The 26,003-nt window shown below is 47.7% G+C and carries 25 protein-coding genes; 11 read left to right on the plus strand and 14 right to left on the minus strand.

Annotated features, from left to right (window positions below):
• Window positions 1-280 precede the first annotated feature (280 nt).
• The 8 genes from OCU49_RS17410 to OCU49_RS17445 all read right to left on the minus strand — a co-directional run bounded on the left by OCU49_RS17410 (window position 281) and on the right by OCU49_RS17445 (window position 10,320).
• Window positions 281-976, minus strand: coding sequence for a hypothetical protein (locus tag OCU49_RS17410; RefSeq protein WP_261841828.1), 696 nt, complete (start codon window positions 974-976; stop codon window positions 281-283).
• 64 nt (window positions 977-1,040) lie between these two features.
• A complete protein-coding gene (locus OCU49_RS17415) occupies window positions 1,041-3,191 on the minus strand; it encodes an adenosylcobalamin-dependent ribonucleoside-diphosphate reductase (RefSeq protein ID WP_261841829.1) in 2,151 nt (716 codons plus the stop codon).
• 158 nt (window positions 3,192-3,349) lie between these two features.
• Complete coding sequence (locus OCU49_RS17420; protein WP_261841830.1) at window positions 3,350-4,153, minus strand: TSCPD domain-containing protein; 804 nt, start codon at window positions 4,151-4,153, stop codon at window positions 3,350-3,352.
• 31 nt (window positions 4,154-4,184) lie between these two features.
• Complete coding sequence (locus OCU49_RS17425) at window positions 4,185-6,335, minus strand: adenosylcobalamin-dependent ribonucleoside-diphosphate reductase (protein WP_261841831.1); 2,151 nt, start codon at window positions 6,333-6,335, stop codon at window positions 4,185-4,187.
• A gap of 267 nt (window positions 6,336-6,602) precedes the next feature.
• Window positions 6,603-6,890 carry a hypothetical protein gene (locus OCU49_RS17430; RefSeq protein ID WP_261841832.1) on the minus strand — a complete coding sequence of 96 codons (288 nt, stop codon included), beginning with the start codon at window positions 6,888-6,890 and terminating at the stop codon, window positions 6,603-6,605.
• A 226-nt stretch (window positions 6,891-7,116) separates the two neighbouring features.
• Complete coding sequence (locus OCU49_RS17435; RefSeq protein ID WP_261841833.1) at window positions 7,117-8,004, minus strand: LysR family transcriptional regulator; 888 nt, start codon at window positions 8,002-8,004, stop codon at window positions 7,117-7,119.
• A 117-nt stretch (window positions 8,005-8,121) separates the two neighbouring features.
• On the minus strand, window positions 8,122-9,069 hold the full coding sequence (gene speB / locus OCU49_RS17440) for an agmatinase (RefSeq protein ID WP_261841834.1): 948 nt from the start codon (window positions 9,067-9,069) through the stop codon (window positions 8,122-8,124).
• Between the two features lie 81 nt (window positions 9,070-9,150).
• Entirely contained in the window at window positions 9,151-10,320 is a 1,170-nt protein-coding gene (locus tag OCU49_RS17445; protein WP_261841835.1) for an MFS transporter, read from the minus strand.
• 389 nt (window positions 10,321-10,709) lie between these two features.
• Between OCU49_RS17445 and rho the strand changes: the two genes are divergently transcribed.
• Window positions 10,710-11,669: a transcription termination factor Rho gene (rho, locus tag OCU49_RS17450; protein WP_261841836.1), complete on the plus strand. Its 960-nt coding sequence runs from the start codon at window positions 10,710-10,712 to the stop codon at window positions 11,667-11,669.
• 233 nt (window positions 11,670-11,902) lie between these two features.
• Complete coding sequence (locus OCU49_RS17455) at window positions 11,903-12,316, plus strand: universal stress protein (protein ID WP_261841837.1); 414 nt, start codon at window positions 11,903-11,905, stop codon at window positions 12,314-12,316.
• A gap of 87 nt (window positions 12,317-12,403) precedes the next feature.
• On the opposite strand, the gene OCU49_RS17460 is transcribed toward OCU49_RS17455, so the two are convergent.
• From OCU49_RS17460 to OCU49_RS17470, 3 genes are all read right to left on the minus strand, one after another.
• The gene (locus tag OCU49_RS17460; RefSeq protein ID WP_261841838.1) at window positions 12,404-13,513 is read right to left on the minus strand and encodes an aminomethyl transferase family protein; all 1,110 of its coding nucleotides are present in this window, start codon (window positions 13,511-13,513) and stop codon (window positions 12,404-12,406) included.
• A gap of 102 nt (window positions 13,514-13,615) precedes the next feature.
• Window positions 13,616-15,196 carry a trimethylamine methyltransferase family protein gene (locus OCU49_RS17465; RefSeq protein WP_261841839.1) on the minus strand — a complete coding sequence of 527 codons (1,581 nt, stop codon included), beginning with the start codon at window positions 15,194-15,196 and terminating at the stop codon, window positions 13,616-13,618.
• A complete protein-coding gene (locus tag OCU49_RS17470; protein WP_261841840.1) occupies window positions 15,193-15,501 on the minus strand; it encodes a hypothetical protein in 309 nt (102 codons plus the stop codon). The genes OCU49_RS17465 and OCU49_RS17470 overlap by 4 nt, the downstream gene beginning before the upstream one ends.
• A 201-nt stretch (window positions 15,502-15,702) precedes the next feature.
• Here OCU49_RS17470 and OCU49_RS17475 point away from each other — a divergent pair, with 201 nt between their 5' ends.
• Entirely contained in the window at window positions 15,703-16,581 is an 879-nt protein-coding gene (locus OCU49_RS17475) for a LysR substrate-binding domain-containing protein (protein ID WP_261841841.1), read from the plus strand.
• 81 nt (window positions 16,582-16,662) lie between these two features.
• On the opposite strand, the gene OCU49_RS17480 is transcribed toward OCU49_RS17475, so the two are convergent.
• From OCU49_RS17480 to OCU49_RS17490, 3 genes are all read right to left on the minus strand, one after another.
• Entirely contained in the window at window positions 16,663-16,863 is a 201-nt protein-coding gene (locus OCU49_RS17480; protein ID WP_261841842.1) for a putative motility protein, read from the minus strand.
• 105 nt (window positions 16,864-16,968) lie between these two features.
• Window positions 16,969-17,625, minus strand: coding sequence for a transglycosylase SLT domain-containing protein (locus OCU49_RS17485; protein ID WP_261841843.1), 657 nt, complete (start codon window positions 17,623-17,625; stop codon window positions 16,969-16,971).
• A gap of 177 nt (window positions 17,626-17,802) precedes the next feature.
• Complete coding sequence (locus OCU49_RS17490) at window positions 17,803-19,056, minus strand: DEAD/DEAH box helicase (RefSeq protein ID WP_261841844.1); 1,254 nt, start codon at window positions 19,054-19,056, stop codon at window positions 17,803-17,805.
• A gap of 321 nt (window positions 19,057-19,377) precedes the next feature.
• Between OCU49_RS17490 and OCU49_RS17495 the strand changes: the two genes are divergently transcribed.
• The 8 genes from OCU49_RS17495 (at window position 19,378) to OCU49_RS17530 (ending at window position 25,686) form a co-directional block, all read left to right on the plus strand.
• Window positions 19,378-19,566, plus strand: coding sequence for a periplasmic nitrate reductase, NapE protein (locus tag OCU49_RS17495; RefSeq protein WP_261841845.1), 189 nt, complete (start codon window positions 19,378-19,380; stop codon window positions 19,564-19,566).
• 4 nt (window positions 19,567-19,570) lie between these two features.
• Window positions 19,571-20,074 (plus strand): ferredoxin-type protein NapF, encoded by a 504-nt coding sequence (napF, locus tag OCU49_RS17500; protein ID WP_261841846.1) that lies wholly within the window; start codon window positions 19,571-19,573, stop codon window positions 20,072-20,074.
• Window positions 20,071-20,340 carry a chaperone NapD gene (locus OCU49_RS17505; protein WP_261841847.1) on the plus strand — a complete coding sequence of 90 codons (270 nt, stop codon included), beginning with the start codon at window positions 20,071-20,073 and terminating at the stop codon, window positions 20,338-20,340. The genes napF and OCU49_RS17505 overlap by 4 nt, the downstream gene beginning before the upstream one ends.
• A gap of 113 nt (window positions 20,341-20,453) precedes the next feature.
• Window positions 20,454-22,961, plus strand: a complete 2,508-nt coding sequence (gene napA, locus OCU49_RS17510; RefSeq protein WP_261841848.1) for a nitrate reductase catalytic subunit NapA — start codon at window positions 20,454-20,456, stop codon at window positions 22,959-22,961.
• 26 nt (window positions 22,962-22,987) lie between these two features.
• Window positions 22,988-23,776, plus strand: coding sequence for a ferredoxin-type protein NapG (gene napG / locus OCU49_RS17515; RefSeq protein ID WP_261841849.1), 789 nt, complete (start codon window positions 22,988-22,990; stop codon window positions 23,774-23,776).
• Complete coding sequence (gene napH / locus OCU49_RS17520) at window positions 23,766-24,650, plus strand: quinol dehydrogenase ferredoxin subunit NapH (protein ID WP_261841850.1); 885 nt, start codon at window positions 23,766-23,768, stop codon at window positions 24,648-24,650. The genes napG and napH overlap by 11 nt, the downstream gene beginning before the upstream one ends.
• A complete protein-coding gene (locus OCU49_RS17525; protein ID WP_261841851.1) occupies window positions 24,647-25,087 on the plus strand; it encodes a nitrate reductase cytochrome c-type subunit in 441 nt (146 codons plus the stop codon). Before napH ends, OCU49_RS17525 begins: the two co-directional genes overlap by 4 nt.
• An 11-nt stretch (window positions 25,088-25,098) precedes the next feature.
• On the plus strand, window positions 25,099-25,686 hold the full coding sequence (locus tag OCU49_RS17530; RefSeq protein ID WP_261841852.1) for a cytochrome c3 family protein: 588 nt from the start codon (window positions 25,099-25,101) through the stop codon (window positions 25,684-25,686).
• Window positions 25,687-26,003 lie beyond the last annotated feature (317 nt).

Consider the following 26,003-nt stretch of genomic DNA (forward strand, 5'->3'; position numbering starts at 1 on the left):
TGCGAACCTACATTAAAGAGTATATCCTTAATTGTTTTCGGCATTAAAACCTATAACTTGATGATTTAATTTGTAACAAACATCAAAGAATTAAAAACATTTTTAATGTGGTGTGCGTTAAGAAACGTATCCAACAAAAGCGTTTCCAGGCAAGTGTCGAGCGTACTCATCCCTGAGTCTTCAAAATACATCCTGTACACGCCTGACTTCATACTCACTTTGTATTCTGTGAGCAATTACACTCACTATTCTTGTTTTCGAAAATCACTCTGAGTGAACTCTAAACGGCCTGTTTATTCTCCCCTTCTTCGGAGTTATGTTCTGAAGATGTTTCACGACGAGTATCGACCACCTTTTCACCTGCTCCATTTCTATTCACTGATAACTGGCTTGTTGAAGATTCCGCTGTATGTAATGTCTGAACAGTTGCAGTCGCGTTCTTTTGCTCATACTCAACATCTGGCAAACCAATTTTTTTAAAGTGCGCGAAAATCGCTTCGCCGATCTCAGACGCCAGCGTCGGGGTAAAGCGACCGCCTTGCTTAAGATGGTTATTACGCTGATCGAAAAGACCATAGAGCTCCCGCAGGCGTTCACCTAACGGCGCTGGCTTATCAAATACACCGGAAATAATCTGATTCAGTGAGGTTATCCACATGAAGTGATCCATATTGCGGGTATTCACAAAGATCTCCCAGGGATAATGCATTTCAGCATCACTGCCCGGGTTAAGTATCAGATCATTAACGGTGACATACAGCGGATGTTCCGACCGGGGTGTTATGACTCTGTATGTTGAGCCCGACAGGGTTTCAGGCCGGTCAAATCCAGCACTCGCTAACGCCATAATGTCAGGGAATTCCTGCAGGTGTTTAAGTACTTTGAAAGCGACAATCGGCGCATCAATGACAGCGATCTCTGAAGTGTGAGCTGACGTGTTTTGTGCCTGAACAGGCTGAGTAGTTTTAACAGACATATCCATGTTTCCTTTGTTCCTGGTAAGAGGTGATTAACTCTGAATTTGCAAAGTAAATCGCGACTTATAAACGGCCGTAATAGCCTTCTTTGAGGGCATCAAACAGATTGGCCGCAGTATGCAGTTCTCCGTCATATTCAACCTTTGCATCACCGGCAAGCTCCACTTCCCGGCCATCCGACAACGTGAACTGGTAGCGGGTATTTTTCAGGTCGTCTTCCTTTACTAATACGCCCTGAAAAGCTTCCGGATTGAAGCGGAATGTCGTGCAGCCTTTCAGGCCACGACGGTAAGCATAAAGATAAATATCCTTGAATTTGGCGTAAGGATAATCGGTGGGAACGTTCGCTGTTTTAGAGATAGCAGCATCCAGCCAAAGCTGTGCCGCTGCCTGTATATCCACATGCTGCTTTGGATGAATATCATCCGCACTGATGAAGTAATCAGGTAAGTCGTTATCAGCTGAATCAGCATTTATCAGCTGTCGGTAAGCCAGTAACTCGTATGAGAAAACCTCTATTTTTTCCTTACTCTTCTTACCTTCACGCTGAATGTTACGGCTGTACTGATGGGCAAAACTTGGTTCAATACCATTACTGACATTGTTACCAAATGACAGTGCAATAGTGCCTGTCGGTGCGACCGAGCTATGGTGTGTAAAACGACTGCCGAACTCCGTCAGTTGCTCCACCAACTCAGGCTCTTCAGCTGCTATTTTTTGCATATAGTGACTGTAACGGGCATGCAGAATCCGTCCCGGCAACTGGTCACCTGGCTGATGTCCGTCCCGGCGCATTTCAGGACGTTTACACAACATGGCCTCCGTCACCGTAAACATTTGCTCCATGATAGGCGCAGGTCCCTTTTCTTTAGCCAGATCCAGCCCTACCTGCCAACCGGTCAGCGCTAAACGCTTAGTGACGGCCTCAGTAAACGCCACTGATTGTTCATCGCCGTAGCTCATCCGTAACATAGTGACTGCAGAACCCAGCCCCATGTACCCCATACCATGGCGGCGCTTATGCTCAATTTCGTGCTGCTGCTCCGGCAAAGGCAGGCCGTGCAGTTCCACTACGTTGTCCAACATACGGGTAAATACGGCGACTACTTCGGTGAAGCTTTGCCAGTCAAAACTTGCTCTGGCCGTAAACGGGTTACGTACAAAATGTGTCAGGTTTACTGAGCCCAGTAGACTGCTGCCAAAAGGCGGCAATGGCTGTTCGCCACAGGAATTAGTCGAACGGATATTTTCGCAGAACCAGTTGTTGTTCTGATCATTCACCTGATCAATCAGAATAAAACCCGGCTCAGCATATTCATACGTGGACTGCATGATCACATCCCACAATTCACGGGCAGGCAAACGCTCAGTAATCTTACAGGCGACTAAGCCCTCTTCATTTGACACATAATCTTGCTGCAGCGGCCATTCCCGCCAGATAACCTGATCAGAATCACTCAGATCCAGTTGTTGCTTTGCCTGCTCCTGGCGGCTCAATGGAAAAGCCAGCGGCCATTCGCTGCCACGCTGTACCGCATCCATAAACTCATCGGTAATCAGCAGAGAAAGGTTAAATTGTCGCAGGCGCCCGTCTTCGCGCTTGGCTTTAATAAACGCCAACACGTCTGGATGGCCCACATCAAACGTCGCCATTTGCGCGCCGCGCTGGCCACCCGATGAGGACACCGCAAAACAGGTCTTATCAAACACATCCATAAACGCCAGCGGACCGCCCGTCAGCGCGCCGGCACCCGCTACAAAGCTGCCATTGGGACGCAGTGTTGAGAACTCATAACCTATGCCGCAACCGGCTTTTAAGGTCAGGCCAGCCTGTTGATTCCGCCCCAGAATATCCATCATGCAATCGCCGATTGAACCGGATACCGTACAATTAACCGTCGAGGTGGCTTTTTTGGCCTGCTGGGCACCGGCATTCGCCAGTATTCTGCCAGCGGGGATCGCACCGTTTCGTAACGCCCAGAGAAAACGGCTATACCAGAAAGCCTGAGCATCACTGCCTGACTCAACCTCTGCAAGTGCCTGCGCAACCCGGACGAAAGTATCGTCCATTGTCTGATCCAGCACTTTACCTTCAGCATTACGCAACCGGTACTTAGTGTCCCAGATATCAATTGAAGCTGGTTGAAAGTCAACCAAAGAAGAAGATGAAGAGAAAGAAGAGAGCCCGTCAACAGGCTTCGTAAATGTATTCATGTGCTAACACTCCATATCAGTATGAAAAAGCGCTACAACAGCTGTCGTAACGCTTAAATACTAGCAGTGCCGCAATGTAATCCTCGTGTTACAGACGCGTATGGCCCACTCTGTTTCCACAACCCAGATTGGTGGGTCAATTCTCGTCAAAATGTTACTTAACCGCACTTACTCTCTGCACAATTCAGGCAGGTGTAACAACCATCCATGAGAATAGCGGCCTTAACATGGCAGGCAGTACACAACTGAGCGCCGGCAGGAAAGCTACCTGATTCATCTTTATCTGCTTCGAGAGTACTGGCTTCAACCTTAGTTTCACTAGCTATGCTCTGCTTCTGATCACGCTGTTCATACTCAGCCCGTTTGGCCGCCAGTAGTTGACGCTGATTTTCATCCAACTGATCATTTTCAAGTAAACCAATAGCCTGCAGATGGTCTTCAATGGCATAGCCTATTTCTGCAACAAGTGACGGCATGTAACGCCCTCCCTTTTTGAAATAACCACCTTTGGGATCAAATACAGCCTTAAGCTCTTCCACCATAAAGGTGACGTCTCCGCCTTTACGAAAGACCGCAGAAAGAACCCGGGTAAGCGCCACCACCCACATAAAGTGATCCATGTTTTTCGAATTTATAAAAACTTCATAAGGATGGCGTTGTTCAAATTCCGTTCCCTGATTCAACAATACATCGTTAATGGTGATATACAGCGCATGGGGCGACACTGGCGTTTTGATTTTGTAAGTAGAGCCCAGCAAACGCTCAGGCCTGTCCAGGTTCTCGTGTACCCGCTCCATTGCCAGTTCATTAACGGGTACTGTTGATGAAACTTCAGATCCCGACTCTTCAGATAAAGCATCCGCGGTATCTTTACATTCTTCTTTAACAACTTCGCAGGCAATAATTTTTCGGTTAATAGAGGCTGATACAGACGCCTGACCGGAAGACATAAGTTGTGACATTTTAATAACTCCAAAGTATTCAGATCAGTAATTACAAACGGCCGTAATAGCCTTCTTTAAGTGCATCAAACAGGTTCGCAGCAGTATGTGTTTCACCGTCATATTCCACAGTTTCATTACCTGCTAGTTCGACGCTGCTACCGTCATCTAATGTAAAACGATAACGGGTGTTAGCCAGATCCTGCTCTTTCACCAACACCCCCTGAAACGCCTCCGGATTAAAGCGAAAAGTCGTGCAGCCTTTTAGCCCCTGTTCCCAGGCATAGTGATAAATGTGCTTAAACTTCTCGTAGGGGTAATCAGTGGGTACATTCGCCGTTTTGGAAATAGACGAATCAATCCATTTCTGTGCGGCAGCCTGAACATCTACATGCTGTTGCGGATGAATATCATCAGCGCAAATAAAGTAATCCGGCAGCTGTTGTTCAGGTGCAGAACTGAAGGGCATAGCCTGAGGGTTAATTAGCTGTCGGTACGCCAGTAATTCATAAGAAAAAACATCTACTTTTTCCTTGGTTTTACGGCCTGCACGAATAATATTCCGGCTATAGTGATGGGCAAAACTCGGCTCAATTCCGTTGCTGACATTATTCCCCAGCGACAACGCAATTGTGCCTGTGGGAGCAATCGAACTGTGATGTGTAAAGCGGCAACCATAACGCGCCAGTTGCTCAACCAATTCAGGCTCTTCACTGGCAATCTTCTGCATGTAATGGCTATAACGGGCATGTAACACTCTGCCCGGTAACTCATCTCCTGCCTGATAGCCATCGACTTCCATTTCAGGACGTTTACGCAACATTTCCGCAGTCACAGTGAAGACTTCATCCAGTATAGGTGCAGCGCCCTTTTCACGGGCCAGCCCTAAACCTGTTTGCCAGCCAATAATCGCCATTACTTTGCTAACTTCTTCGGTGAATGCCAGCGATTCCGGATCACCGTATTTATGCCCAAGCATAGTTATGGCCGAGCCTAACCCCAGATAGCCCATACCATGACGGCGCTTGCTCCATATTTCCTTTCTTTGCTGTTCCAGCGGCAGGCCATTTATCTCTACCACGTTGTCCAGCATCCGGGTAAATACGGCCACTGTTTCTCTAAAACCTGACCAGTCAAAGTGTGCGTATGCAGAAAATGGCTGGCGAATAAAACGGGTCAGATTAACCGACCCCAGCAAGCAACTACCATAAGGCGGTAACGGTTGTTCGCCACAGGGATTCGTCGAACGAATCGTTTCGCAGAACCAGTTATTGTTCTGTTCATTCACTTTATCGATCAGGATAAATCCCGGTTCAGCAAAATCATAAGTGGCATTCATAATCGAATTCCACAGGCCTTTCGCCTTAACCCACTTACTTACCTTACAGGCCACCAGCCCTGAGTCGTTAACCACATAACCATCCTGCAAGGGCCATTCCCGCCAGATGACTTGCCGACTATCATTCAAGTTCAAAGGCTCTCGCTGCTGAGTCTTCAGGCTAACCGGAAATGCCAGCGGCCATTCAGCATCGGCATCGACCGCTTGCATGAAGGCATCGGTAATCAGCAGAGAAAGGTTAAACTGCCGCAGGCGACCGTCTTCACGCTTAGCTTTAATGAACGCCAGCACATCCGGATGACCAATATCAAAAGTCGCCATCTGAGCACCACGACGACCACCCGCAGAAGACACGGTGAAACACATCTTGTCGAACACATCCATGAATGAAAGCGGGCCTGATGTATAGGCCCCTGCGCCAGACACGTAGTCCCCGGCCGGACGTAACGTCGAAAACTCATAGCCAATGCCGCAGCCCGCTTTCAGTGTTAAACCCGCTTCGTGATTACGGCCAAGAATGTCATCCATAGAATCGGCAATGCTGCCGGACACCGTACAGTTTATGGTAGAAGTTGCAGGTTTATGCTGCTGAGCACCAGCATTTGCGATAACCCGCCCGGCAGGCACGGCACCATTACGCAAGGCTTGCAGAAACTTCTCATACCAGTACGCCTGTAACTCATCTCCCTGTTCAACCGCAGCCAGCGCCCTGGCAACCCGCTGCAGCGTGTCATCAATATCTGTATCGACTACCTCACCCTGTCTCGATCGCAACCGGTACTTACTGTCCCAGATATCTCGGGAAGCCTCTTGTAAGGTTAATTGAGCCAGCTCCGTATCGCATTCAGATTGCAGGGTGTTCATGCACAGTTACTCCATCCAGTAGTAATTCACAAAGAATAACCAGACGCACAACAAGCACATCTAGTGCATGGATAGTAATTTACATACCAGATATAGTTGCTTGATATAAATCAAGCGACACATAAGAGAGATCAAAACAGGCGCATAGATAAGTAGGAATTAAAAAGAAATATGAAGAATAAACACGGAATAAGGAAGAGTAACACGGTGCTGAAAGTGACAATAATGACCTGCTTAGCTAACAGACCAAACACTTAAAGCCCCGTTTTATTTATCTTCAGAAAGACCGGAAATACTTAAGTCAGGCAGATCAGCCTTTCCAATAATAATCATTACAATACCGCAGGTAGAAAAGAAAAATGTAGATGCTAGATAGCTGGCCGTAATCACATCTTCCATGCCAAGCGTTTGTGATTCCAGATAGGTCATCACCAAACAAAATAACGCTATGATCTGACAGAAAATACCTGCAGCCATAGATGTTTTTTGTAACAAACCTTTTTTCTTTAAGGGCCGGATACTTTCAGCGCAACTCTTAACAGCGCCGTTATTCACAGATTCGTTTTTACCAGATGAGTGTTTCATGGGGCACAGCTCTCAGACAAGTCAGAGCTAAGATACTAGCACCTCAGGCATAGGCATTTTTGCAAATACACGCGTTAGTTGATCTGAGTCGCTTAAAGCATTTATATCGCGGGCCAGAACTTTCAGTATTACCCAACTTCCTCAAAGCTCTCACCCAAATACAAGCATGTAGTAAACGGCAAACTGAAAAATGCGTTCAAGTATGTTCTGACGACAGCAACTCAAGAAACTCACGAACTAATGGCTGCTCACTAGTATTCGTTTTGCATAGCCCGTAAATAGAAGACATCAGATATAGCTCATCAATAGCCAGTTTTTTGAATTGATTTTTATCTACCCAATACTGAGCATAATGCTCGGGAAGCAAACCAATATATTCTCCACTTAACGTCAGCAAAGATACACTGTCTAAGTGGTTGCAAATATTAATATTATGGAAATATCCAAGTATTGGATTGGACTTTTCATGCGTACAGGTTGCTAAGCCTAATTCTTTTACATCCTCTAATGAGACTAAGCCGTTTTTATATGCACCATGATTGATCGCAGAAATATACGGAAATGAGCGTTCTTTATATAAAAGTGTTGATTCCAGACCTGATATTCTTCTGGATATATAGCTAATACCAATATCTATTTCGTTGTTAATTAATTTCAGAATAATCTCATCTGCTGAACAAGTCACAACTTTAAAATTAACGTTAGCCTGTTTAGATTTAAAGCTGCGCATAGCATCATGAACATGGCACCCAGAATCCTGAGCAATATTATCAATCACACCCAAAGTAATCGATGAAGCAGATCTGTGTTTTAAATTATTAATGTCTATTGAATGCTGATCAATTGATTTCAATAGCCTCAACGCAGACTGATAATACTCTTCGCCTTCAGGAGTTAATTCAAACCCTCCCCGTCCCCGGTTACACAGCCTTACACTTAACCTGGCTTCCAATGAAGAAATATATTTGCTGATCGATGAACAATTGAGATCCAACATTGCTTCAGCATTGGTGAATCCCTGGCAATCAACGACCGTAACAAACACTTTGAGGTATTTAAGATCAATATCATGAAATGCAATCATATCAATGCCTGCCCGATTCAATAATGTCTGATAGATACCCTGATTATATGATAAAAAAAGTGGAGGATTACCCTCCACAAAGTCTGACAAAACTTTACTTACCGCATAGCTACTTACCTAAACGACATCCTTTCTATCCACAGACTTCAGACACAGATATTCGAGTGCTATTTGCGCTGCAGCAAAAGACGTTATATTCCCTACATCATAGGTAGGTGAAACTTCAACAACGTCCATACCTATAAAATTAATGCCTGTCAGGCCGCGTAAGATGCCCAGAACCTGATCCGATGATAACCCTCCCATAACAGGTGTTCCGGTACCCGGTGCAAACGCAGGATCTAAACAATCAATATCGAACGTTAGATACGCTTTATTACTACGTACTACATTTTTAATTTCACTGACAGTGGCTGAAATACCGTGTTCATGCACCCACGGCGAAGACAACACAACAAACTTATCCTTTTTATAATATTCAGTTCTTATACCTATCTGCACTGACCTTTCAGGATCAACCAAGCCTTCCTGAACAGCGTGAAAAAACATCGACCCATGATCATAAGTATTACCATGTGGATCCGTATCAGTATGTGCATCAAAATGAATCAGCGATAAAGGCCCGTGCACCTTTGCCAGCTCACGCAGTACAGGCAGAGTGATAAAATGATCACCTCCCAGACACAGAGTTTCAGCACCTGATTTAACTATATCTGCCACATCTTTCTGCGTTTTCTCGACCAGATCTGCCGGATTACCATATTCAAAATTCACATCGCCATAATCAACAATGGCAAGCCTGTTAAATGGATTAAACTCCCAATGAAACTGTTTATTCCACCAGGCCATATCTGCACTGATCTGACGAATAGAAGCCGGACCAAAACGTGCACCCGGACGGAAACTCGTAGCTAGGTCACAGGGAACACCTAAAACAGCAATATCCACACCTGTCAGGTCACGGGTATATCGGCGGCGCATAAAGGTTGGTAAACCCGCAAAAAGCAACTCCTGGCTCGATCCGTATAATGCTTTTAATTCCGGAGAATTATTCAACTCTGTCATTTTCACATCTCACTTTTATATCTTTTCAAATGGCTGCCGAGCGTTATTAACACCGCTGAAAAACAGCAGCCGGTATCGGTATCAGCTGCCAGAAACAGGACTGTTAAGAGTGGTCGTTTGCTGCGAATGCCTGAGTAGCGGCAGAACAAGAAGAAAACCTGCTATCATAAAACCAGTCGATACCGTAGCAAGAATGCCGTAGCCATTTTCACCTACCAGGTTTGCAGCAATGAAAGGCCCAAAAGCTAAACCGGCACCTATCGCAGCATTGGCCATAGCAAGCGTTCGACCTGAAGCATCAACAGCGGCGCAAGCACCCATAAGATAAGGCAGTAAGAAACTCCAAAGACCAAAGAAAAGACAGCAAGCTGCTGCGTAAGTAGCGAACGCTACCTGATCGATAGTGAATAAATAGAAAGACAAAATACAACCGGCCGTGCCAATAATTACAGGTATGCTTCGCCCACAACGAGAACCCATTTTTGCTGCTAATCCACCACCCAGAAGACCAGCGACAGACATTGCAGAAAAACTGATTCCGATATCTTCAGGGCTCAGGCCTGCCTGATTCCCAATTCTTTCTAAGTAAGTGTAAATAGCCATTAAACCTATATATACAAGGAATATGGCAACTACTCCTGATGCAGCTTTTTTAAATACTGCCGGGTCAACTTTACTGATATTACGATTTTGAGACAAAGCCTGTTCTGGTATGAAACTGAATAGCAGTCCACCCAGTAATAACAGCCCGGTTAAAACCAGAAAACCGCCATTTACACTGATATCCCAAAAATACTGGAAGCCCACCAGTCCAAATCCAGCCTGAAAAACCAGCCACCAGCCATAAGCAGAATCCGGATCACGCATCTGACCAATAACCGCAAAAGTCACCGCCGTTAGAACACCACCTCCCAGACCTGAGACAAACCGAACCGCCAGAAGCGTATCGTAGTCCGATATGTTTCCAGAAAGAGCATTCGCGGCAACCATCAGCGCGATACAGGCAAGACTTAATTTACGCCAGTTCACTTTATGGATGAAAAAGAATGATGACAGGGTTCCAATGGTATATCCCAACATATCGGAAGTCGCGACAAAGCCAGCCTGCTGATCCGTCATCCCCAGATGCTCAACCATCCCACCAACAAGCATTGGTAAAAAAATGATTACAAGCGCTGGTAAAGTACACAGATAAACATTAGCGAAAACGGACGGCCATCCATTTATGTCATAAGATTTCGAGTTATTCATAAGTCATAGTTCCACTTCTTATTTTTATTAACGAAAAGCATAGAACTATTACTTTCTTACACTTCAAGCCTTCTTAAAATATTCAATATTTAAACCTCTCTTTCATTAAAAGAAAGTAATCTGGAGTGGGCTTACAAAACTGATAAATCGGACACTGAAAACGCTTACTGAATAGTCTGTTCTGAATAACCTATGCTGAAGAACCTTTTTCAATAACCTGGCCATTCCATTGTTGAATGTTCAACAAACAACTAAGATGCCTGACTGAATACCCTAAAGTCAGTCATGCTGAGAACACTGCAAAGCTGATGCGATAACGTATAAGTAAGCATTCTTCCAGAATTTACAATCAACGCACTCTTCACTCCCCAGAGCGATATACCAATATCATGACGCGAAAAATACTATCGCTGAAAGGCAAAAGAAAGACTCCGTCCAAACCTGTAGAAGAAACGACCGAAGAGGTCTTTGATAAAGACCCTGTAAAGCGTTTCATGAATGGCGTTGCTGTCCATCCGTCGCCAGGTATCCGCCTGGAGTCAGGCTCGGAGCACTTCGCCGCTCGCGCAATGGATTTAATCACCCCGATTGGAATGGGTCAGCGAGGCTTAATTGTTGCCCCCCCAGGTTCTGGCAAAACAACTCTTTTGAAACATGTCTGCCAGGCGGTAAGCGAAGCTTACCCTGACATAAAGCTTTATGCGTTGCTCATTGATGAGCGACCGGAAGAAGTCACTGATTTTAAACGCAGTGTAAGCGCCGATGTGCACGCGTCATCCTCAGATGAAAGCTATGCTCAACACGTTCGCGTGGCCAACAATCTTCTTAACATTGCCCGTAAGCAAGCTGGCGAAGGTCATGATGTCATGATTGTTATCGACTCGCTGACACGGCTATCACGCGTCCATAATGCCGAACGCAAAAGCAGTGGCCGTACTATGTCGGGCGGCGTTGACGCCAGAGCACTGGAAATACCCCGAAAACTGTTTGGCGCAGCAAGAAAGATTGAAAACGGTGGATCACTGACAATTCTGGCAACTGTACTCGTTGATACCGGCAGCCAGATGGATCAGGTGATTTTTGAGGAGTTCAAAGGCACCGGTAACATGGAAGTCGTGTTATCACGGGAAGCGGCTGACCGGCGGGTATTCCCCGCACTGAATATTGCTAAAAGCAGCACCCGCCGTGAAGAACTGCTGCTGAACTCAAAAGATATTCAAAACATAAAAGCGTTACGCAGAGCACTGACCAACCTTAAACCGATAGAAGGTGCCAAAAAACTTATCGCGTTACTCGAAAAATACCCGACAAATGCAGAGCTATTAGAAGCATTTTCGCTCAAAGGCTGACACTTCCATCGGCAAAATGAGGTAGCGAAAATTGACGCCTATCTCATTTAGATGATTCTCATATCAGCAATTATTCCCTGCCTTTCCTTAATACATTCAGCGCCCCCTTTCCTCTGGATAAACAATAACCAGAAAAATTGATCTGCCTCAGCTCTTTAGATATCAAATCGCTGTAAGCCCCGTATTCGTTACTACAATCAAGTTATCTAATATAACGAAAGAAGGAAGCAATGATGTTTAACAAAATTTTGATTCCTCTGGATTTTACCGATTCGGATACACAGAAACGTGCTTTATCTATTGCGACTGACCTGGCCAAATCCCAAGGTGCTGAACTCCACGCGGTAAGTGTCGGTAGCAGCCTTCCCGGCGCTACCGCCCGTACAGAAGAAGAACGGATATCTCATCTCGATGATGTAGTCGCAAGCATTCATGCTACTTATGGTATTGAAGCGATTGCGCATGAAATTCATTCTGTCGATCCTGCCGCTGAAATCGATAAGCTACTTCTGCAATCGATTGATGACTTAAATATCGATCTGGTGATTATGTCTTCTCACGTACCGGGAATCATGGAATATTTCTTTTCCGCACACGCAGGATACGTCGCCTCACACGCGAAAGTATCTGTTTTTGTCGTGCGCTAAAAACTCATGGATAAACGGGGCAGCAAATACACAGCCCCGTTTAGTTACAACAACTTAGTAGAGTAAAACTTGCTGCTAAAGCAGCTATTATCCCGCATGCGTCCGCACTTTCTGCGGATCATAAAACGGCATTTCACTCACCTTCGCTTTATACTCCGTACCATCTTCAGCAACGGCCGTTAGCTCAGTACCTGGTGCAGCAACCTCCGGCGATACATGCCCCAGTGCCAGTGATTTATTCATTCGGTGTGACCAGCACGGGCTGTTTACCACACCAACCTCTGCACCGTTGAGTTTCAATACCTCACCTCCGGCCAGACTGTCGTTATGATCAATCACCAGACCAGCAGGTAATATTTTTGGTGAAAGCTCTGCTGCTAAAGCAGCTTGCTTGCCACGGAATTCACCCTTATTACGATTAACCGTAAAACCAAGCCCTACTTCCCAGGGCGTATGTTCGGTGGTCATGTCATAACCGTAAAACAGTAATCCGGCTTCAATACGGACTTTATCCAGCGCGGTGAATGAACAGGGCAAAACACCCTCAGCAGCCCCTTCGGTTAACAGGCTGTCCCAAATACTGCCGGCACAAGCTTCATCCACTAATATTTCATAGCCGCGCTCACCTGAATAGCCGGTACGGGAAATCCGACATGCATGCCCAAACAGTTCGACCGCCTGATGGTGAAAATATGCCAGGCTGTTCAGATCTGTTGAGCAAAAACGGTTCAGCAACGCCAGCGCTTTTGGTCCCTGCAAAGAGAGATTATGCAGCGTATCATCCAGTTCAATACTGACATTCAAGCCTTCTGCTGACTCCTGTAAGCACGCCATACTGTCACCGGAACCATGACAAAATAACCACTCATCGCCACCGTTATTGGCGATAATAGCATCATCACATACCGTTCCCTGTGCCGTCAGAATGGCCCCATAGACAGACTTACCGGTATAGATACCTGTCATATCCCGGGTAATCACATGATCCACCACCTTCAGTGCATCCGCCCCCCGCAAATACACTTTTTTTAAGGGTGACATGTCGAATAACCCGGCAGCTTCACGCACCGCATCATGCTCTGCACAGGGGTCCGATGAATACGACCAGGCAGTGCCCATACCATTCCAGTCTTCCAGTTCAGAACCCAGCGCACGGTGACGGCTTGCCAGTACAGAATGTCGTGTAGATTCGCTCATAACTGCTTTTCCTTATTTTCAGAATGCTTGTTGAAAGAGGGTTTTGATTAAAATACTTGTCTTAAAAGCACCCGCTAAACACATAGCAGGTAAGAAGGTGGGTCAGTACCACATGTCCGGCATGGAAGCCTTACGCTCTTCAATGAAAGCCTTGAGTTCACGGTCGATAGCCGGATCAAACTCAGGCAAACGATATTCAGCCAGCATTGCTTTCCAACGGGCATTGGCACGCTGCTCAATGGTCAGGCTGCCATCTTCCGTCCACTGCTCAAATGAATTGGTATCCGCCAGATCAGAGAGATAATTCGCGTCACGGAAATTGGCCATTGTGTGATCTGTTGCGAGAAAATTCTCTCCGGGACCTGCCTGCAAATACGCCTGCGTCCCCAGGCTATTGGCATCAATGGTCAGCCCGGCCAACTGGGTATGAATCATGCCGCAGCGGTCCAGATCCATAACAAACTTTTCATAACCGATAGTCAGCCCACCTTCCAGCCAGCCGGCTGCATGCAGAATGTAATTCCCCCCCGCCAACAAACCGGCATTCATACTGTCAGATGATTCCTGCATTGCCTGACCATCCGCCACTTTCGAGGCTGTCAGATGTCCGCCACAGCGTAACGGCAATCCAAGCCGGCGACATAATTGTCCAATAGCCATTGCAGAGAGGTTTGCTTCCGGCGTGCCGAAGGTAGGTGCCCCGGTTTTCAAATTCATCGTCGTTAAAAAATTGCCATAAACCACCGGTGATCCCGGCCTAACCAGCTGGCCTAAAGCGATTCCTACCATCGCCTCAGCGTGAGCCTGGGCAATCAATGCCGGCTGAGTGACTGGTCCCATGGCACCACCAAGAATGAATGGCGACAACACGATGCCCTGATTCGCTCTGGCGTACGCTTTCAAAGCCCCAGTCATCACATCATCGAACACCAGCGGTGAATTAACATTGATATTGCCCTGAATAACACAATGGTTTTCCATGTATTCATGGCCATATACCAACCTGGCCATTGCAATAGAGTCTTCCGCACGCTCAGCATTGGTAACGGAACCCATGAAAGGCTTGCTGGAATACCGCAGATGGGCATACACCATATCCAGGTGTCTCTTATTAACCGGAATATTCACCGGCTCACAGACAGTCCCCCCGGAATGATGCATCCAGGGGGATACATGGGAGAGTTTTATAAAATTTTCAAAATCATGAAGTGTGGCATAGCGGCGGCCATTATCCAGATCGGTCACAAAAGGCGAGCCGTAAGCCGGTGTCAGTACCACTGAATTACCGCCAATGCTGATTTCATAACCCGGTTCCCGGCCGTACATCTGAAACTGCTGTGGCGCGGTTTTACAAAGCTCTCGCGCTAAACCCTGCGGAAACTTTACCCGTTCCCCATCAACAACCGCCCCGGCAGCGGCAAAGAGCGCCAGCGCTTCTGCATCGTCTTTAAAAACGATACCGATAGTTTCTAAAATCCAGTCTGCCTGAGCTTCCAGTGCATCTAACGCTGCATCATCCAGAAGGTTATAAATCGGAACTTCACGTTCAATGGCACGGGCTTTTTTCGGGCCGTTATTTTGTAATGCACGATTACGCTGTTTAATACTTCCCTGACGTCGATTACGGCGCCCTCTTTCTGATGCAGGTACCGCTCCTGTCGAACTCATTTCAGACTGACTCATACCCTTTCCTCTAAATCAGCAAGCAAAGTAAAAACACCTTGCTTCATTAAGTTAAGTCGGTAATAACCCTGCACTTCAGCACACATCCACGTCGTAAAAAGTGCAGTACTTGAAAGCTCAGTACTTGAAAGCTCAGCAGTAATCAGTTTCTGATCTTTCCTGACGTTCATTTCCCCTGATTTCTTATCCCACCTGAATTGGCTAACACCACATTCAGACTCGGCAGGTAACTGGCACATCTGACGGTCGAATCCCAGGTTAAATACTGCGCCTTGTTCAGAACGATACTTCATCCCCTGCATCATCACTCCCCCCTGTCAGCTGACTGATAACCAAACTAAAACAATGAACAATAAAATTAATCCAAATTTCAAAAACAGCTTTATAACGCAGCGTTTTTTGCTGTAATTTAAGGTATCACCGCTAAACTAAACCGCACAATGCAAAAGATTTGCTCAAACTGTTCAAATAATTTAAACCTAAATATTCATAAATGAGTGGCTAATATGCGTTTTCGACACTACGACAGTTTGCGATTATTTGACGTTGTGGCCCGCCACCTGAGCTTCACACAGGCAGCAGAAGAATTGCACCTGACTAAGGGCGCTGTCAGTTATCAGATATCCCGACTGGAAGAAGCGCTGGGATTCAGTCTGTTTATCCGTAAACACAAAGGCATATTGCTTACGCCTAAAGGCAAGCAACTCTGGCACGCATCTCAAACCGCATTTCATGACCTGGAAAACCTCATTACCCAGCTAAGAGAAGATGACACCAGTCGAATTACTGTGGGTATGTCGACCTACTTCGCATCCCGCTGGCTATCTCCCCGTCTCATGAATTTCATGGCGGAATACCCCAATATCAGCCTGCGTTTACAACCAATGATCGATCTCGCAGATTTCCATACCGAAAATATCGACATGGCTATTCGCTGGGGTAAAGGCAGTTGGCCCGGTATGAATGTAGAGCTGTTACTGCAGGCACCGGTGCGCCCAGCCACCAGCAAAAATACTGTGGCTAAGCTGGCCGGACAGCCTGCCCATGAATGGATTAACAAACTGACACTGCTACATGACCGTGAAAACAGTCCAGCCTGGCAGGAATGGCATCAGCGCGCAGATGAGCCTTACCATGCGAAAAAAGGCGGTCTGGTTATTCAGGACCCGAATGTCAGAGTACAGGCGATGATTGATGGTCAGGGCGTCGCCCTATATGACGACCTTATAGCTGCTGAATTAAACAGCGGGCAGTTAAACTGGTTATCAGACATAAGCATGCCGGAGTACGGCTATTTTCTGGTGTATCCGGCCAACGCGCTGAACAATCCGGCGTTGCAGGCATTTCGTGACTGGATAATTGATTCTGCTGAAATGGCGAACTAAATAGATTGATCAGTTACCCCAATCAGACAGACAAAAAAATCCCCGCTGCTTAAGGCGGGGATTTTTATGATCTCATCTCGATTAGGCATAAACGTTTATGTTTTGCCCTAAAGAAGGAGACGAAAGGTCCACTGGCGCAACAGCAGTGGCGTTAATCAGATCTAATGCCATCTGACCTTCATCTTCAATTTGCTTAATCGCTTTTGCTGTCATTTCAACACCGACTTCAGACTTAATACTCTGTTGCTGATGTGCAGATATTGAAGCTGCAGAGAGTTCCATTTATATATCCTCTACTGAATAACCATACTTCAATGTTAACGGCAGGCAGGGCTGCTACTTTACCTTCATAACTAACGACGTGAATGAAAAGAATTCATCTTGCGATTATATCGCTGAACAACTCTTATATTGCTCGCTATACATAACCATACGGCGTTCAACTTTAGAAGCGACACCCAATAACCAGAGTTTCTGATTATAAGTGCCACGCCGGTAGCCACTGCGCCCTTCGTGATACGCCAGATATTGTCCGTAAGCATCACTGCGTGACACCCCCGTCAGACGCTCAGTATCACGGGTATACCAACCGACAAAATCGATTGCGTCAGTAAAGTTATCCCGACGGGCCTGGGGATTATCAGTACGCTGCTTATAGTCACCCCAGACACCATCCAGTGCCTGTGCATAACCAAATGCACTGGATTGCCGGGTATAAGGAAAGACGCCTAAAAACCATTTATAGCCAGGACGGGCATCAGCAACAAATTTAGACTCCTGATGCATAATTGCCATCATTACCGGTATAGGTGTTCCCCAACGGCTGTGGCTTTGTTGTACCGCAGTATACCAACCATCACGGGCATCCAGAATTGAGCAGATATTATCCAGATTTATCGGCCGAAGAAATGCAAACCCGGCATATACAACCAGCACACACAGCAAACATACTGCGCTCATCCAGCTAAGTAATGACACTTCTCCCAGACCACGCTGCAAAGCCCTGCCACGCAATATCGCGCAACCTTGCTGCAATGAAAGCATTGATCTGACCGGGCCTGACCGTCTAAACAACATCACTCCAACTCTTTGCCTTTAAATATTGAATACGCATCTAAAATTAAGGGCCACATATAGCAGCCACTCAACAACAGAGCAAACTGATCGCCAGCGATACTGATCTATCGCAAGGCCCTGATCAATTCGTACAACAAAATTCTTTTAACGACGCCGGCCACGACGTTTGTTCGCCGGCTTTCCCCTGAGTCCCAGCGCTTCTGCACGAGCCTCTTTTTTAGACATTGGGCGACGCTTCTTTTCAGTCGCGGGCTTATCCAGATCCGGTTCAAATCCCGGATACCATTCCTGGTTAAGCTTCTCATCCAAAAGGGTTTCGATTGGCTCCAGCAAATACAGTTCCTCACTACTCACTAAAGTAACCGCCAAACCTTCTTTGCCAGCCCGGCCGGTACGACCAACGCGATGAATATAATCCTCTGCATTATATGGCAGCTGATAGTTGATCACGTAGTTAAGGCTATCAATATCCAGGCCTCTGGCAGCAACATCTGTGGCTACCAGCACCCTAATCTCACCGGCACGGAATGCCTCTAGCTCACGTTCCCGTGCTCCCTGTGACTTATCACCATGAACAGCTTTAGTGTTTAAGCCATCCTGGGTCAGCTCTTTGGCGAGAAAATCTGCGCTCTGCTTAGTACGCGTAAAAACCAGCACCTGCTGCCAGTTATTACTGCCAATCAGATATGACAACAGCGGATGCTTTTTATCCGCATCAACTTCGTAAACTTTTTGCTCGACGCCTTCAGCGGCACTGTTACGGGTATCTACCTGCAGAATTTCCGGATCATTCAGTAAGGTTTTACTGAGTTTAAAAATGGCGTCATCAAAGGTGGCAGAAAACAGCAAGGTCTGACGCTGTTGCGGCAGTTTCTTCAGCAACTGATTAATCTCACCAATGAAGCCCATATCCAACATCCGGTCAGCTTCGTCGAATACCAGACTCTCAACCCGGCTCAAGTCCACAGCACCTTTAAAAATAAGATCCAGTAAACGTCCAGGCGTTGCCACCAACAAATCTACACCATCCTGTAAGGCAGCAATCTGCACATTCAGACTGGCACCGCCATAAACCAGACAACTGCGTACATCTGTCGCGGCGCCATATTGCTGCGCACTTTTAAATACCTGCTGAGCAAGCTCACGGGTGGGCGTCAGTATCAAAACGGCAGGCATATTAACGTTACGATGCTCCGACGACTTAACTGTCATCAAACGCTGTAACAGGGGTAATACAAATGCAGCTGTTTTGCCGGTTCCGGTGCGTGCTCCCGCCATGACATCCCGCCCATCCAGAACCAGTGGAATAGCGGCTTGTTGCACTGCTGTTGGCTGTTCGTATCCCCGCCCTGCGAGCGTTTCAACCAGGGCCTTATTCAGGCCTAATTCTGTAAACACGTATTTATCCTAAATTGTGAGTCTAAACTGTAAATCCGGGCTGCAAATCTGCACACGCATTCTGTTTTTTCAATCCAGATGAAGCAGGTACAAATTCCTTGTTTATACATTATGCGCCAAGTGTATCAGCTTGCCCCCCAAGAGGTTCAGATAGGCACTCAGAAGTTGCTGATTCTTCTGAAAAACCCGTCTGCATTGCACTTAAGTCGCAACTATTGACCCAGATCAATTTTCCCACCTGCAACCCTTGATGCACGTCAAAGAGCGAACAGCTCTGTTTGCTACTATTCTTTCTAAGCATTTTTCTTGGAAGCCAAAACGATGAAAGAAGCAGCAAACGCACTACCGCAGGAAGAGTCCGGCGGACAAAACAGCTCCCGGTTTCAAGAGACCAGAGCATTCCTGTTTCTAACCGGAATTATCGCACCAGCCGTGGCTGTATCGATAGTTGTGGGGTACGGATTCATTGTCTGGATTTCCCAGATTCTGACTGGACCTCCGGGAAGTTAATCCCATGGTCGATCTGAGCCGTCGGGCACTATTCAGAGGTAAGGTGTCCAGAGATCAAGCCGGAAAACCTCTTCGCCAGAACCTTCCCTGGATCAAGGATGAACAGCTGTTCCTTGCCGACTGTCACCGCTGTGACGCCTGCATCAAACACTGCGAAACCCAGATAATTACCCGGGGTGATGGTGGTTTCCCGACTATCGATTTCAGCCGCGGTGAATGCACTTTTTGCTATCAATGCGCTGCAGTTTGCGATCAGCCGTTGTTCCGGCCAGAAACTGAACAGCCCTGGCAGCAGCATATAGAAATCGGTACCCAATGCCTGACCCAATCTGGCGTTGAGTGCCGTAGCTGTGAAGACAGTTGTGAACCTGACGCCATCCAGTTCCGACCAAGACTTGGTCAGGTCAGCGCCCCTCAGATCGACACCGAACAATGTAACGGCTGTGGCGCCTGCATCCGCACCTGCCCCAGCAAAGCCATCACCATAAATTATGGAGTCCAGCTATGAACGCGCACAAGGATGACTCATTCCAAGACGACAAGGACTTGCATATTGCCAGCCTGGTTGTCATGAGCCACCCGGATCACCTGCAACAAGTACAAGACACGATTCACAGTATCCCCGGTGCAGAAATACCAAACGCCACACCGGAAGGCAAGATGGTCGTTGTACTCGAAGCAGATGATCAGGCCCAGTTACTGGATAAGATCGACCATATCCAGATGGCCGACCACATTCTTTCAGCATCACTGGTGTACCACCACATTGCGTGATGTTGCTGAGTAATACCGAATATCGCGGTTCGCCGCAAAGACAAGAGTGACCCGGCCCCCGCCAGATGGGACTGGGCCTGAAGAATAAACACAGGTAATAAGAGAGGATCACCATGAAGGTATCCAGACGTGACTTTGTAAAAGCACAGGCAGCATCTGCTGCAGCTGTTGCCGCCGGTATTAGCCTACCCAGCCAGGCGACTAACCTCATCACTAAGTCATCCGACTCAGAAGTGAAGTGGGACAAAGCGCCATGCCGTTTCTGCGGCACCGGCTGCTCAGTGCTGGTCGGCACCCAAAACGGCAAAGTAGTTGCTACTCAGGGCGACCCGGAAGCACCGGTAAACCGTGGCCTAAACTGTATCAAGGGCTACTTCCTGTCAAAAATCATGTACGGCAAAGACCGTCTGAATACGCCTTTACTGCGCATGACAGATGGCCGTTACGACAAGAATGGCGAATTCACCCCAATCAGTTGGGATCAGGCATTCGACATCATGGCAGAGAAATGGAAAGAGTCGCTGGTGAAAACCCGCAACTCTGACGAAATGCCACCTATCGGTATGTTCGGTTCTGGCCAGTGGACAGTTATGGAAGGCTATGCCGCTTCCAAGCTGATGAAAGCCGGCTTCCGTTCTAACCACATCGATCCAAACGCCCGTCATTGTATGGCGTCCGCGGTAGGCGGTTTCATGCGTACCTTCGGCATCGATGAGCCAATGGGTTGTTATGACGATCTGGAACAGGCCGATGCATTCGTGCTTTGGGGCTCCAACATGGCGGAAATGCACCCGATTCTGTGGTCCCGTCTGACTGACCGTGTCCTGAGTGCAGATCACGTTAAAGTTGCCGTTTTGTCTACCTTCAAGCACCGCAGCTTTGAACTGGCCGACAACCCAATCATCTTCACACCGCAAACTGATCTGGCGATTCTGAACTACATTGCCAACTACATTATTCAGAATGATGCGGTTAACAAAGACTTCGTTGAGAAGCACACTAACTTCCGTAAAGGTGTGACTGACATCGGCTACGGTCTGCGCCCGACTCACCCGCTGGAAAAAGCGGCGAAGAACCCTGGCAAAGGCGGTTCTGACCCAATCAGCTTTGAAGAGTTCGCTGAGTTCGTTAGCACTTATACAGTGGAATACACATCAGAGCTGTCCGGTGTTCCGGAAAAGAACCTGGAAGAACTGGCTCAGCTGTACGCAGATCCGAAACGTAAAGTTGTTTCATATTGGACTATGGGCTTCAACCAGCACACCCGTGGTGTTTGGGCTAACAACCTGGTGTACAACATTCACCTGTTGACCGGTAAGATTTCTGAGCCAGGTAACGGACCATTCTCTCTGACTGGCCAGCCATCTGCCTGCGGTACTGCCCGTGAAGTAGGTACTTTCTGCCACCGTCTGCCTGCAGACATGGTCGTGAAGAAGAAAGCTCACCGCGATATCGCAGAAAGCATCTGGAAACTGCCAGAAGGTACAGTTCCTGCAAAAGTTGGTTACCACGCAGTTAAACAGAACCGCATGCTGAAAGACGGCAAGCTGAACTGCTACTGGGTAATGTGTAACAACAATATGCAGGCTGCGCCAAACATGAACGAAGAAGGCCTCCCAGGTTACCGTAACCCGGACAACTTCATCGTTACTTCTGATCCGTATCCAACGGTTACTGCTCAGGCATCCGACCTTATTCTGCCAACTGCAATGTGGGTAGAAAAAGAAGGCGCTTACGGTAACGCTGAGCGTCGTACCCAGGTTTGGTACCAGCAAGTTCCTGCAGTTGAAGGCGCTAAGTCTGATTTGTGGCAGTTAGTTGAATTCTCTAAACGCTTCAAAGTTGAAGATGTTTGGTCTGACGCCCTGCTGGCAGCAAGCCCTGAATTGCGCGGCAAAACTTTGTATGAAGTGCTGTACATGAACGGCAACGTCGACAAGTACCCACTGTCTGATCTGCCAGAAGGCCAGATCAACGATGATGCTTACGACTTTGGCTTCTACATCCACAAAGGCCTGTTTGAAGAATACGCCGAATTCGGCCGTGGTCACGCACACGACCTGGCGCCATACGACATGTATCACAAAGCCCGCGGTCTGCGCTGGCCTGTTGTTGACGGCAAAGAAACCCTGTGGCGCTTCCGTGAAGGCTACGACCCATATGTAGAAGCTGGCAGCGAAGTTCAGTTCTACGGCAAGAAGAAAGACAAGCGTGCCATCATCTTCGCCCTGCCTTATGAACCAGCGGCGGAATCTCCGGATGAAGAATTCAACCTGTGGTTATCCACCGGCCGGGTTCTGGAACACTGGCACACTGGCACCATGACTCGCCGCGTACCTGAGCTTTACCGGGCCTTCCCGGATAGCGTTGTGTACATGCACCCTGAAGATGCCAAAAAGCGCCAACTGCGCCGTGGTGATGAAGTTCGGGTTGCATCCCGTCGTGGCGAAATTACTACCCGGGTTGAAACCCGTGGCCGTAACCGTCCGCCGGAAGGTCTGGTGTTCATGCCATTCTTCGATGCTAAGCAGTTAGTTAACCGTTTGACACTGGATGCAACTGATCCGCTGTCAAAAGAAACTGACTATAAGAAGTGCGCTGTGCGCATCGAGAAGGTTTAACGCCAGGCGCGTTAAGAATCTGATTAGTGAAGCAGACCATGGACAAGCAGCGTCACTCTGAATCATCTGCCAGCAAGGCTCCGTCGAGGCGTCAGTTTTTTACTGACGTCGCGCGCGGTGCATCTGCTGCCGGAATGGTTGGCCTGGGCCTTACCGCCTGGGCGAGCAGCGCAAAGCGCAGTGATCCCCAGGCAATCCGCCCACCCGGCGCATTGTCCGGAGATGACTTCCTGAATGCTTGTCTGCGGTGTGGTTTGTGTGTGGAAGACTGTCCTTACGACACCCTGAAACTGGCAACTTTATTTGATCCCGCCCCCAGCGGTACACCCTGGTTTGAAGCCAGACAAGTCCCCTGCGAGATGTGTGAAGATATTCCCTGTGTAGCAGCCTGCCCGAGCGGCGCGCTGGATCCTGCACTGCAGAATATCGACGACGCCCGCATGGGCACCGCGGTGCTGATTGATGAAAAGAACTGCCTGAACTTTCAGGGCTTACGTTGTGATGTTTGCTATCGGGTATGCCCGTTAATCGACGAAGCAATAACCCTGGAGCGCCAGCGCAACAGTCGTACCGGCAAGCACGCTTTATTCATTCCTACCGTACATGCCGATATTTGCACCGGCTGCGGTAAATGTGAAGAAGCCTGCGTACTGGATGAAACTGCTATTAAAGTCCTGCCAATGGCATTAGCCAGCGGCTCCCTCGGCCAGCACTATCGGCTGGGCTGGGAAGAAAAGGCCCGCAATGGCGGCTCACTGGTACCGGAACAGTTAAAGCTGGAAATCCGCAGACCGGAGAACAGCAATGCCAACTGAACGTCAGGCAGATCGCCGCGTCGGTGCTGAAGCGTTAGCACAACTGGGATGGTGGCATGCTCACCGTTTCCTGTTACTGCGTCGCTTTTGCCAGTTGAGCATTCTGGCTTTGTTTGCAGCCAGCTTTTGGTATGAACTGGATATTCTTAAAGGCAACCTCAGCAGCTCTACAGTGCTGAACACCGTTCCTTTAAGCGATCCTTTCGTACTCGCACAAATCATCGCCAGTGGTCACTGGCCGGCAGAAACAGCATTACTGGGCGGCTTTATCGTCCTGCTGTTCTACGTGCTGATCGGCGGACGCAGCTATTGCAGCTGGGTTTGCCCGGTCAACATTGTTACCGATGCCGCCAGCTGGCTGCGCCGTCGTTTAGGCATCAGCAAAACCACCCGTATATCCAACAGCCTGCGCTACTGGATGCTCGGATTATCACTGCTGTTACCTATGCTTGGCGGTTTGCTTATATGGGAGCTGGTGAACCCGGTTTCCCTGCTGCAGCGCGGACTGATTTTCGGTTTGGGCAGTGGCTGGGTACTGATCGCCATGATCTTCATGCTGGACTTATTTATCAGCCAGCGGGCCTGGTGTAGCCACCTTTGTCCAATGGGCGCCTTTTACGGCCTGATAGGTAAGCTTAGTGTGATCCGGATCAATGCCAGGAATCGCGAACGCTGCGATGATTGCATGGACTGTTACAAAGTCTGCCCTGAACCTCAGATTCTGAAACCAGTATTAAAAGGCGCTGCCAATAGCGTCAGCCCAATTATTTTTGCCTCAGATTGTACAAATTGCAGCCGCTGTATCGATGTGTGCGCCGAGTCTGTATTTGAAATCAATACCCGATTTACCACCGAGGTGGAGAACAAAAAATGAAAAACCTATTGCTACTATCTTTAATTGCCATCCTTTCTGCCCCTGTTGTTGCTGAAGAATTTGGCGATCTGGGTGGGTCTCTGCGCAGCCATGACCTTAATAGCCAGTCAGAAACGGCTGAGCTGAAAAACTATCCAAAAGAAAATTCGAGCCTGGAGCTGAACTACGTCCAGCAGCCTCCACTGATTCCGCATTCCATTCGCGGCTATCAGGTAAATAAGAACTCTAATAAGTGTTTAAGCTGCCACAGCTTTAAGAACTATAAAAAGTATGGCGCAACCAAGATCAGCATCACTCACTTCAAGAATCGTGACGGTGTAGAACTGAGTGATGTATCACCACGCCGTTACTTCTGCCAGCAGTGTCATGTACCTCAGGTAGAAGCACCACCACTGGTTGATAACACTTTTAAACCAGCTGGCGCTATCAGCGAGTAAGGAGCACTGCCATGCAGTTAATCAAATCGATTTGGCGCACCCTGACCCGCCCTGCCGTACATTACAGTCTGGGCTTTCTGACTATTGGTGGCTTTGTTGCCGGCATCATTTTCTGGGGTGGCTTTAACACCGCACTGGAATTAACCAATACAGAAGAATTTTGTACCTCCTGCCACGAAATGCGTAACAACGTGTTTGAAGAGCTGAAGCCAACCATTCACTATTCAAACCGTTCCGGCGTACGTGCCAGTTGCCCGGACTGTCACGTACCGCATAACTGGACCGACAAGATTGCCCGTAAGATGCAGGCATCTAAAGAAGTCTGGGGCAAAATCTTCGGTACTATTAACACACCTGAAAAGTTTGAGGCAAAACGCCGCGAACTGGCTGAGCACGAATGGGCACGCCTGAAAGCCAATGACTCACTGGAATGCCGTAACTGTCACGAATTCGACAGTATGGATTTCACCCTGCAGGCTGGCCGGGCTGCTAAACAGCATTCAACTGCTCTGGCATCCGGTGAAAATACCTGTATTGACTGCCATAAAGGTATCGCTCACCAGCTACCTGATATGACCGGAGTGGAAGGCTGGCACTAAGCCAGATAACCGCTGACACAATTGCCGTGCCCTGTTTCGAATCAGTGCGCGGCAATTTTCTTTTTGGCCACATAAGTTTCCTGAATTGCACAAAGTTTCGGCACATCTGTCGTCAAAAAGAACGTTTTTTCCAAAGGTGTCGCAGATACACAAGCTAATGGCTAAAAGAGATAAATTCTACTGCCCTGAAAGTGATTGACTACACGCATTGGAGTCGTCGCATTCTATTCATGGGAGTAAACGCAGTTTTACTTGATGCAACTTGCCTGTAGCCATTGAAAAATTGCCTCAGGATATGCATTATAACGCTGCTTTTT

Origin of the sequence: Aliamphritea ceti, from assembly GCF_024347215.1 — a bacterium.
Taxonomy (GTDB): Bacteria; Pseudomonadota; Gammaproteobacteria; order Pseudomonadales; family Balneatricaceae; genus Amphritea; species Amphritea ceti.

Bases quoted from the DNA above. Each gene is read 5' to 3' on its own strand.
- OCU49_RS17410 (WP_261841828.1), bottom strand. From the start codon at position 976: ATGTCTGTTAAAACTACTCAGCCTGTTCAGGCACAAAACACGTCAGCT.
- OCU49_RS17415 (WP_261841829.1), bottom strand. From the start codon at position 3,191: ATGAATACATTTACGAAGCCTGTTGACGGGCTCTCTTCTTTCTCTTCA.
- OCU49_RS17420 (WP_261841830.1), bottom strand. From the start codon at position 4,153: ATGTCACAACTTATGTCTTCCGGTCAGGCGTCTGTATCAGCCTCTATT.
- OCU49_RS17425 (WP_261841831.1), bottom strand. From the start codon at position 6,335: ATGAACACCCTGCAATCTGAATGCGATACGGAGCTGGCTCAATTAACC.
- OCU49_RS17435 (WP_261841833.1), bottom strand. From the start codon at position 8,004: ATGATTGCATTTCATGATATTGATCTTAAATACCTCAAAGTGTTTGTT.
- speB (WP_261841834.1), bottom strand. From the start codon at position 9,069: ATGACAGAGTTGAATAATTCTCCGGAATTAAAAGCATTATACGGATCG.
- OCU49_RS17445 (WP_261841835.1), bottom strand. From the start codon at position 10,320: ATGAATAACTCGAAATCTTATGACATAAATGGATGGCCGTCCGTTTTC.
- rho (WP_261841836.1), top strand. From the start codon at position 10,710: ATGACGCGAAAAATACTATCGCTGAAAGGCAAAAGAAAGACTCCGTCC.
- OCU49_RS17455 (WP_261841837.1), top strand. From the start codon at position 11,903: ATGTTTAACAAAATTTTGATTCCTCTGGATTTTACCGATTCGGATACA.
- OCU49_RS17460 (WP_261841838.1), bottom strand. From the start codon at position 13,513: ATGAGCGAATCTACACGACATTCTGTACTGGCAAGCCGTCACCGTGCG.
- OCU49_RS17465 (WP_261841839.1), bottom strand. From the start codon at position 15,196: ATGAGTCAGTCTGAAATGAGTTCGACAGGAGCGGTACCTGCATCAGAA.
- OCU49_RS17470 (WP_261841840.1), bottom strand. From the start codon at position 15,501: ATGATGCAGGGGATGAAGTATCGTTCTGAACAAGGCGCAGTATTTAAC.
- OCU49_RS17475 (WP_261841841.1), top strand. From the start codon at position 15,703: ATGCGTTTTCGACACTACGACAGTTTGCGATTATTTGACGTTGTGGCC.
- OCU49_RS17480 (WP_261841842.1), bottom strand. From the start codon at position 16,863: ATGGAACTCTCTGCAGCTTCAATATCTGCACATCAGCAACAGAGTATT.
- OCU49_RS17485 (WP_261841843.1), bottom strand. From the start codon at position 17,625: ATGCTTTCATTGCAGCAAGGTTGCGCGATATTGCGTGGCAGGGCTTTG.
- OCU49_RS17495 (WP_261841845.1), top strand. From the start codon at position 19,378: ATGAAAGAAGCAGCAAACGCACTACCGCAGGAAGAGTCCGGCGGACAA.
- napF (WP_261841846.1), top strand. From the start codon at position 19,571: ATGGTCGATCTGAGCCGTCGGGCACTATTCAGAGGTAAGGTGTCCAGA.
- OCU49_RS17505 (WP_261841847.1), top strand. From the start codon at position 20,071: ATGAACGCGCACAAGGATGACTCATTCCAAGACGACAAGGACTTGCAT.
- napA (WP_261841848.1), top strand. From the start codon at position 20,454: ATGAAGGTATCCAGACGTGACTTTGTAAAAGCACAGGCAGCATCTGCT.
- napH (WP_261841850.1), top strand. From the start codon at position 23,766: ATGCCAACTGAACGTCAGGCAGATCGCCGCGTCGGTGCTGAAGCGTTA.
- OCU49_RS17525 (WP_261841851.1), top strand. From the start codon at position 24,647: ATGAAAAACCTATTGCTACTATCTTTAATTGCCATCCTTTCTGCCCCT.
- OCU49_RS17530 (WP_261841852.1), top strand. From the start codon at position 25,099: ATGCAGTTAATCAAATCGATTTGGCGCACCCTGACCCGCCCTGCCGTA.